Here is a 6,720-nt window from a genome sequence, read left to right on the forward strand (position 1 = left end):
ACAAGCCACCCCCGCCATGCCACCGGACCACCCCACGCCCTTGCCTGCAGCCAGCCTGCTGCAGCTCATCTGGCTTGCCTCGCCCGCGCTGCCCGTGGGGGGCTTTTCGTATTCCGAAGGGCTCGAAAGCGCCATTGAAAACGCCGGCATCGCCAGCGAGGCGGCCGTGGCCGAATGGCTGCTCGACCAGTTGCACATCACCCAGGCCCGGGGCGATATGGCGTTAATTGCCAAGGCCGTGGGCGCCTGGCGGCGCAACGACTTCGCGCAGGTGACCGCGCTGAACCACTGGGTGCTGCACACCCGCGAAACCAGCGAACTGCGCCTGCAAGCCGAGCAGATGGGCCGCTCCATGGCCGACTGGCTGCGCAACCAGCACCAGGGTGACGAGACCCTGATGCCCGCCGTGCGCCACCTGGCCGCCCTGCCGCCCACCTACCCGGTGGCCTTTGCGCTGGCCGCATCCGCCACGCAGGCCAGCGTGCACGATGTGCTGCTGGCCTACGCCTTCGGCTGGGCCGAGAACATGGTGCAGGCCGCCCTCAAGTCCATGCAGCTGGGCCAAAGCGCGGGCCAGCGCATCCTGGCCCGCCTGGCCGACGCCATCCCCGCCGCGGCCGACCATGCCATCGGCCTGACGGACAGCGAGCGCCAGGCCTTCTCGCCCATGCTCGCCATCCTCAGCAGCCAGCACGAGGTGCAATATTCAAGGCTTTTTCGCTCCTAGCGCTTATCCAGCAAGCGCTAGCAGCTATTGATTTAATAGTAACAAACACCATGACCAACGCACTGCACCACATCCCCCGCCGCACCAAGCCCCTGCCCCCGCTGCGCGTGGGCATCGGCGGCCCCGTGGGCTCGGGCAAGACCACGCTGCTGGAAATGCTGTGCAAAGCCATGCGCGAGGACTACGACCTCATCGCCATCACCAACGACATTTACACCAAGGAAGACCAGCGCCTGCTCACCGTGAGCGGCGCCCTGCCGCCCGAGCGCATCCTGGGCGTGGAGACCGGCGGCTGCCCCCACACCGCCATCCGCGAAGACTGCTCCATCAATCTGGAGGCCATCGACCGCATGCTGGGCGAGTTCCCCAACGCCGACATCGTCTTCGTCGAGAGCGGCGGCGACAACCTGGCCGCCACCTTCAGCCCCGAGCTGAGCGACCTCACCATCTACGTCATCGACGTGGCCGCGGGCGAGAAAATCCCCCGCAAGGGCGGCCCCGGCATCACCAAAAGCGACCTGTTCATCATCAACAAGACCGACCTGGCGCCCCACGTCGGCGCCAACCTCGACGTGATGCGGGCCGACACCGAGCGCATGCGCACCCATGCCCAGGGCCTCAAGCCCTTTGTGATGACCAACCTCAAGACCCTGGCGGGCGTGGCCGATGTGGTCCGGTTCATCGAGAGCCGGGGCATGCTGCAAAAATCAGCACGCCCCGTCCGCTAGCCCGAAGGCCGGACACGGGGCGCCAGATGCGCGGTATCCGCGCCATCACGGGGCTGGGGCACCCCGCCAGCATATTGGCCCAGCGCCTGTTTCCGCTCTTTTCCTCGTGCCCGATGAAAAGATCGCAAGCAGGCTCTCAAACGGCCTTGGACAGATTGACCCGCCGCATGAGTTCTTCGGCACTTTCCTTGCGTTCGCTGTAGCGGTCCACGAGGTAGGGCGAGACATCGCGGGTCAGCCAGGTGAACTTGACCAGCTCCTCCATCACGTCGACCACCCGGTCGTGGTAACTCGACGGCTTCATCCGGTCGTTGTCGTCAAACTCCTGGAAGGCCTTGGCCACGGACGACTGGTTGGGAATGGTGACCATGCGCATCCAGCGCCCCAGCACGCGCATCTGGTTGACCGCATTGAAGGACTGCGAGCCGCCACAGACCTGCATCACCGCCAGCGTCTTGCCTTGGGTGGGGCGAACGGCACCGGCCGCCAGGGGAATCCAGTCGATCTGGGCTTTCATGATGCTGGTCATGGCTCCGTGGCGCTCGGGTGAACACCACACCATGCCTTCGGACCAGAGGGTCAGTTCACGCAGTTCCTGCACCTTGGGGTGGGTGTCCGGCGCGTCGTCGGGCAAAGGCAGTCCACTGGGGTTGAAGATGCGTGTTTCCGCGCCCATGGCCTGCAGCAGCCGGGCCGCTTCCTCGACCAGCAGACGACTGAAGGAGCGCGCGCGCACGGAGCCGTACAGCAGCAGGATGCGTGGCGGATGGGCTGCGTGCGGACGCTGCAACTGCGAGGGGTCGGGCACACGGAAATGTTCAGCCTGCACCTGCGGCAGGTCGGCCAGGGGACTGGTCACTGGCTTAGACACGGCAGCCCTTTGCATCGATGACGATTTCGCCATCTTCCTTGGCGAACGCCCCCTGCTGCGGATCCGGCAGGATATCGAGGACGACCTCGGAGGGACGGCACAGCCGTACACCCAGCGGCGTGATCACGAAGGGGCGGTTGAGCAGGATGGGGTGCTGCTGGATGAAGTCCAGCAATTCTTCATCTGTCCATTTCGGGTTGCCCAGGTCCAGCTCGGCGTAAGGCGTGCCCTTTTCTCGCAGCACTTGGCGCACGGTGGCGCCCATGGCGCTCAGCCAGGACTGGATCTGCTGCGTGGTGGGCGGATTCTTGAGGTACTCAATGATGGTGGGCTCCACACCGCTGTTGCGGATGAGGGCCAGCACGTTGCGCGAGGTGCCGCAGGCGGGGTTGTGATAGATGGTGATGGTGGTCATGGGATGCTCCACGGTTCAGGCGGTACGGGGTTTCCAGGCGTTGACGATGGCCACCAGCGATAGCATCACCGGCACCTCTACCAGCACGCCGACCACGGTGGCCAGCGCAGCCCCCGAATTCAAGCCGAACAGCGAAATCGCCACCGCCACGGCCAGCTCGAAGAAGTTGGAGGTGCCGATCAGGCAGGCCGGGCCGGCGATGTCGTGCGGTAGCTTGAACCAGCGGGCGCCCCACCAGCTGATGAAGAAGATGCCGTAGGACTGCAGGATCAGCGGCACGGCGATGAGTGCAATCACACCGGGCTTCTCGACAATGGTGCCCGCCTGAAAACCGAACAGCAGTACCACGGTGGCAATCAGGCCCACCACCGACCAGGGCTTGAGGCGCGCCACAAACTGCCCCAATGCCGTGGGCGACTGTTTCACCAGCAGCTGCCGGGTGGCCATGCCCGCCAGCAAGGGCAGCACCACATACAGCACGGTCGAGAGCAGCAGCGTTTCCCAGGGCACGGTCACGTTGGTCACGCCGAGCAGAAACGCGGCAATCGGGGCAAAGGCGACGACCATGATCAGGTCGTTCACCGACACCTGCACCAGGGTGTAGTTGGCATCGCCTTTGACCAACTGGCTCCAAACAAACACCATTGCCGTGCAGGGGGCCACGCCCAGCAGAATCATGCCGGCGATGTACTCGCTGGCCGCTTGCGGATCGACCCAGCCCGCAAAGACGTACTGAAAGAACAGCACGCCCAGCGCTGCCATGGTGAAAGGCTTGATCAGCCAGTTGACCACCAGCGTAAGCATCAGGCCCTGAGGCTTCTTGCCCACATCCTTCACCGCATGCCAGTCGATCTGGATCATCATCGGATAGATCATGATCCAGATGAAGATGGCCACCACCAGGTTCACCTGCGCGATCTCCAGCGCGGCCACGGCCTGGAAAACGCCAGGCATGACGAGTCCGAGCCCGACGCCCGCAAGAATTCCCAGCCCGACCCACACGGTCAGGTAACGCTCAAAAACGCCCATCATTCAGACCTTCGCGAGGCAGTGGCCGGCCAAGTCCAGCAGACGCTGAACACCGACCGGTTCGTTTTCCATCAGCGGCACCAGTGCATAGCGCTGGGCGTGCTGTGTGGCGACGGCTTCGATTTCCCGCAGTTCATTGCGGGCGCGTTGACGCAACAACGGTGCAGCAGGCGCGCAGGCGGCCAGGCTGTTGTTGATGACCCAGGCCCAGGGCTCAATGCCCGCGCGTCGCAGATCGGCCTGCAGATTGGCGGCTTCGAGGACGGGCGTGGTCTCGGCCAATGTGACGATCAGGACCTTGGTTTGCTTGGGGTCCTGCAGCTGCATCATGGGCGTGGTGAAGTGGACGCCGGTATCCCCCATCTGGCGCACGATGTCGCGGTGGTAGGCCCCCGTGGCGTCGAGCAGCAGCAGGGTGTGCCCGGTCGGGGCGGTGTCCATGACCACGAACTTTTTGCCCGCCTCGCGGATGATGCGGGAGAAGGCCTGAAACACTGCAATCTCCTCGGTGCACGGTGAGCGCAGGTCTTCTTCGAGCATGGCCCGGCCTTCTGCGTCCAGCTTCGCCCCTTTGGTGGACAGCACATGCGCGCGATACCGTTCGGTGACTTCGTGGGGGTCAATCCGGCTGACCGTCAGGTTGTCCAGCGTGCCGTCCAAGGTCTGCGCAAGATGCGCGGCCGGGTCGGACGTGGTCAGGTGCACCGGCAAGCCCCGGTGCGCCAGCTCCACCGCCACGGCGGCGGCCAGGGTGGTTTTGCCGACGCCACCTTTGCCCATCAGCATGACCAGGCCATGGCCGTCGGCAGCGATGTCGTCCACCAACTGCGACAGGTTCGGTGCCTGTGGTGTCGGCACCGCCGAGGGCGCCGTGCTGGCAGCAACCGGCGTGTCATTGAGCAAATGGCGCAGCGCTTCCAGCCCCACCAGATTGAAGGGTTTGAGCGCCAGACGGTCTTGTGGCAAGGCCTGGAGTGCATCGGACATGTTCGCCAGCGCCAACGCTTCGCGCTGGTGGATCGCTGCGGCCAGCGGATCGGCGTGCAGGGCCTCCACGGGCAGCACGCCGTTGACCACCAGATATTGCTGTGACAGGCCGATGGCGGCCAACTCCTGGTGGGTGCGATTCGCCTCGCGCAAGGTCGCGGCCTGGGCACGCGCCACCAGCACCAGGCGCGTGCGCCCCGGATCGGCCAAGGCCTGCACGGCGGCCTTGTATTGGGTGCGTTGTTTTTCCAGACCTGCCAGCGGCCCCAGGCAAGACGCATCGCCCTTGCCCGCGTCCAGAAACCCGCTCCATGCCCCAGGCAGTTGCAGCAGGCGAATGGTGTGGCCCGTGGGGGCCGTATCAAAGATGATGTGGTCAAAGCCTGCGGTCAGGCGCGCATCGGTCAGCAGGCCGGTGAACTCGTCGAATGCAGCAATTTCCGTCGTGCACGCGCCTGAGAGCTGCTCCTCGATGCCGTTGACCACGTCATCGGGTAGCACACCCCGCACGGGCCCAACGATCCGGTCGCGGTAGGCCTGCGCGGCACCTTGCGGATCGATTTCCAGTGCAGACAGCCTGGGCACGCTGGCAATGGCGGTGATGTGGTTGCCAATGGTGACGCCGAACACCTGCCCGACATTGGAGGCAGGGTCGGTACTGACCAGCAGCACTTTTTTGCCAGCGTCCGCCAGTTCGACGGCGCACGCGCAGGCGATGGACGTTTTGCCTACGCCCCCTTTGCCGGTGAAGAACAGGTAGCGTGGTGGGTTCTGGAGAAAACGCACGATGAACTCCTGCGATTCAGCAGCAACGACCGGCGGAACAGCACGATGCGGCTGCCTGGGGCTGCGCCGGTGGCGCTTGAAGTCCCGCCCAGCGGCTCAGTTCGTCCCGAGAGGGATAGCGGCCCGCCAGTGCCAGCTGACCCTCCACCAGCGTCACAGGCAGCGCGGTCTGACCGGTGCGCTCCAGCAGCCCTTTCACGATGGCGTTCTCGGCAAACGCCATGGGCTGCTGAGACAGATTGAAACGCTCGATCCGCGCACCGTTCTGTCGGGCCCAATCCACATCGGCCGCGAAGGTCACGAGGTTCTGGTCCACGTCCACGCCGCACACACCGGTGCTGCAACACAGGGCCGGATCGAAGATTTGAATGCTTGTCATGCTGGAACTCCTTGAAAGAGGATGACGGACGATGAATGCCAGAGGATGGGACGGTGCTTCATGGGGAAATGGTGTTCAGCATCCACACGTGGTGGCGGACTCATCCAAGCAAGGCGCGCCCTGGCAGCAATTGCTTGTGAGATAAGAAAGCACCTCGTTCATCCGCGCGTACTCTGCGCGGTAGATCAGATTGCGACCACTGCGCTCCTGAGACACCAGGCCGGCGTTGAGGAGTTCTTTGAGGTGAAACGACAACGTGGCTGCAGGCACTTCCAAGGTGTCTACCAATGCACCAGGTGTCGCCCCCTCTTTGCCGCAGGCCACAAGGGCTCGAAACACGCGGAGTCGGCTCGGCTGGGCCAGGGCCGCCAAGGCTTTGACAACGTCTTTTTCTTCCATTTTTTTATTATCGTGGAAATATCGTAAAAACCCAAGGCAAAGATCAATCTTCTGCCACAGTCAGAGGTGTTGAGTAAGCGTGGCCTCAAGGCCCTTGTTGCCGGGCCGAGGGGAGCAGGTCAGCATGCGTCCATATGCAAGACAGTGGACATACCCCTGAGTGGAGCGGCCCGAAGGTTGAGCGCACCCTTCGCAACGGCAAGCACATCTATTTCTCAACCTTCAAGGCTTGGCTGGTCGAACAGGCCAGCAGACCGGGCGCATCGGTCGCGGGTCTGGCGCTGCGCAACGGCGTCAATGCCAATCTGCTGCGTCACTGGATGAAGCTGGGTCATTGGCAATCGGGCACCCCGACGCTGTTACCCGTGACTGTTCTCGCACAGCAGCCCTGTGCCGATG

The 6,720-nt window shown here is 64.0% G+C and carries 9 protein-coding genes; 3 read left to right on the forward strand and 6 right to left on the reverse strand.

What is annotated here, in order from left to right; genetic code table 11:
• Nucleotides 1-16 precede the first annotated feature (16 nt).
• The gene (locus tag BN2503_RS01605; RefSeq protein ID WP_054254885.1) at nt 17-727 is read left to right on the forward strand and encodes an urease accessory protein UreF; all 711 of its coding nucleotides are present in this window, start codon (nt 17-19) and stop codon (nt 725-727) included.
• Nucleotides 728-777: 50 nt separating this feature from the next.
• Nucleotides 778-1,455 (forward strand): urease accessory protein UreG, encoded by a 678-nt coding sequence (gene ureG / locus BN2503_RS01610; RefSeq protein WP_054254886.1) that lies wholly within the window; start codon nt 778-780, stop codon nt 1,453-1,455.
• 136 nt (nt 1,456-1,591) lie between these two features.
• On the opposite strand, the gene arsH is transcribed toward ureG, so the two are convergent.
• From arsH to BN2503_RS01640, 6 genes are all read right to left on the reverse strand, one after another.
• Nucleotides 1,592-2,341, reverse strand: a complete 750-nt coding sequence (gene arsH / locus BN2503_RS01615) for an arsenical resistance protein ArsH (RefSeq protein WP_054254887.1) — start codon at nt 2,339-2,341, stop codon at nt 1,592-1,594.
• The gene (gene arsC, locus BN2503_RS01620) at nt 2,319-2,741 is read right to left on the reverse strand and encodes an arsenate reductase (glutaredoxin) (protein ID WP_054254888.1); all 423 of its coding nucleotides are present in this window, start codon (nt 2,739-2,741) and stop codon (nt 2,319-2,321) included. Before arsC ends, arsH begins: the two co-directional genes overlap by 23 nt.
• Nucleotides 2,742-2,756: 15 nt before the next feature.
• On the reverse strand, nt 2,757-3,770 hold the full coding sequence (arsB, locus tag BN2503_RS01625) for an ACR3 family arsenite efflux transporter (protein WP_054254908.1): 1,014 nt from the start codon (nt 3,768-3,770) through the stop codon (nt 2,757-2,759).
• A gap of 3 nt (nt 3,771-3,773) precedes the next feature.
• On the reverse strand, nt 3,774-5,543 hold the full coding sequence (gene arsA / locus BN2503_RS01630) for an arsenical pump-driving ATPase (RefSeq protein ID WP_233494978.1): 1,770 nt from the start codon (nt 5,541-5,543) through the stop codon (nt 3,774-3,776).
• A 16-nt stretch (nt 5,544-5,559) separates the two neighbouring features.
• Nucleotides 5,560-5,922: an arsenite efflux transporter metallochaperone ArsD gene (arsD, locus tag BN2503_RS01635; protein WP_054254890.1), complete on the reverse strand. Its 363-nt coding sequence runs from the start codon at nt 5,920-5,922 to the stop codon at nt 5,560-5,562.
• Between the two features lie 75 nt (nt 5,923-5,997).
• On the reverse strand, nt 5,998-6,321 hold the full coding sequence (locus BN2503_RS01640; protein ID WP_054254891.1) for an ArsR/SmtB family transcription factor: 324 nt from the start codon (nt 6,319-6,321) through the stop codon (nt 5,998-6,000).
• 134 nt (nt 6,322-6,455) lie between these two features.
• Here BN2503_RS01640 and BN2503_RS19225 point away from each other — a divergent pair.
• A partial coding sequence (locus BN2503_RS19225) for a transposase (RefSeq protein ID WP_148639730.1) occupies nt 6,456-6,720 on the forward strand: 265 nt, incomplete at its 3' end.

The organism is Paenacidovorax caeni (assembly GCF_001298675.1).
GTDB lineage: Bacteria > Pseudomonadota > Gammaproteobacteria > Burkholderiales > Burkholderiaceae_C > Paenacidovorax > Paenacidovorax caeni.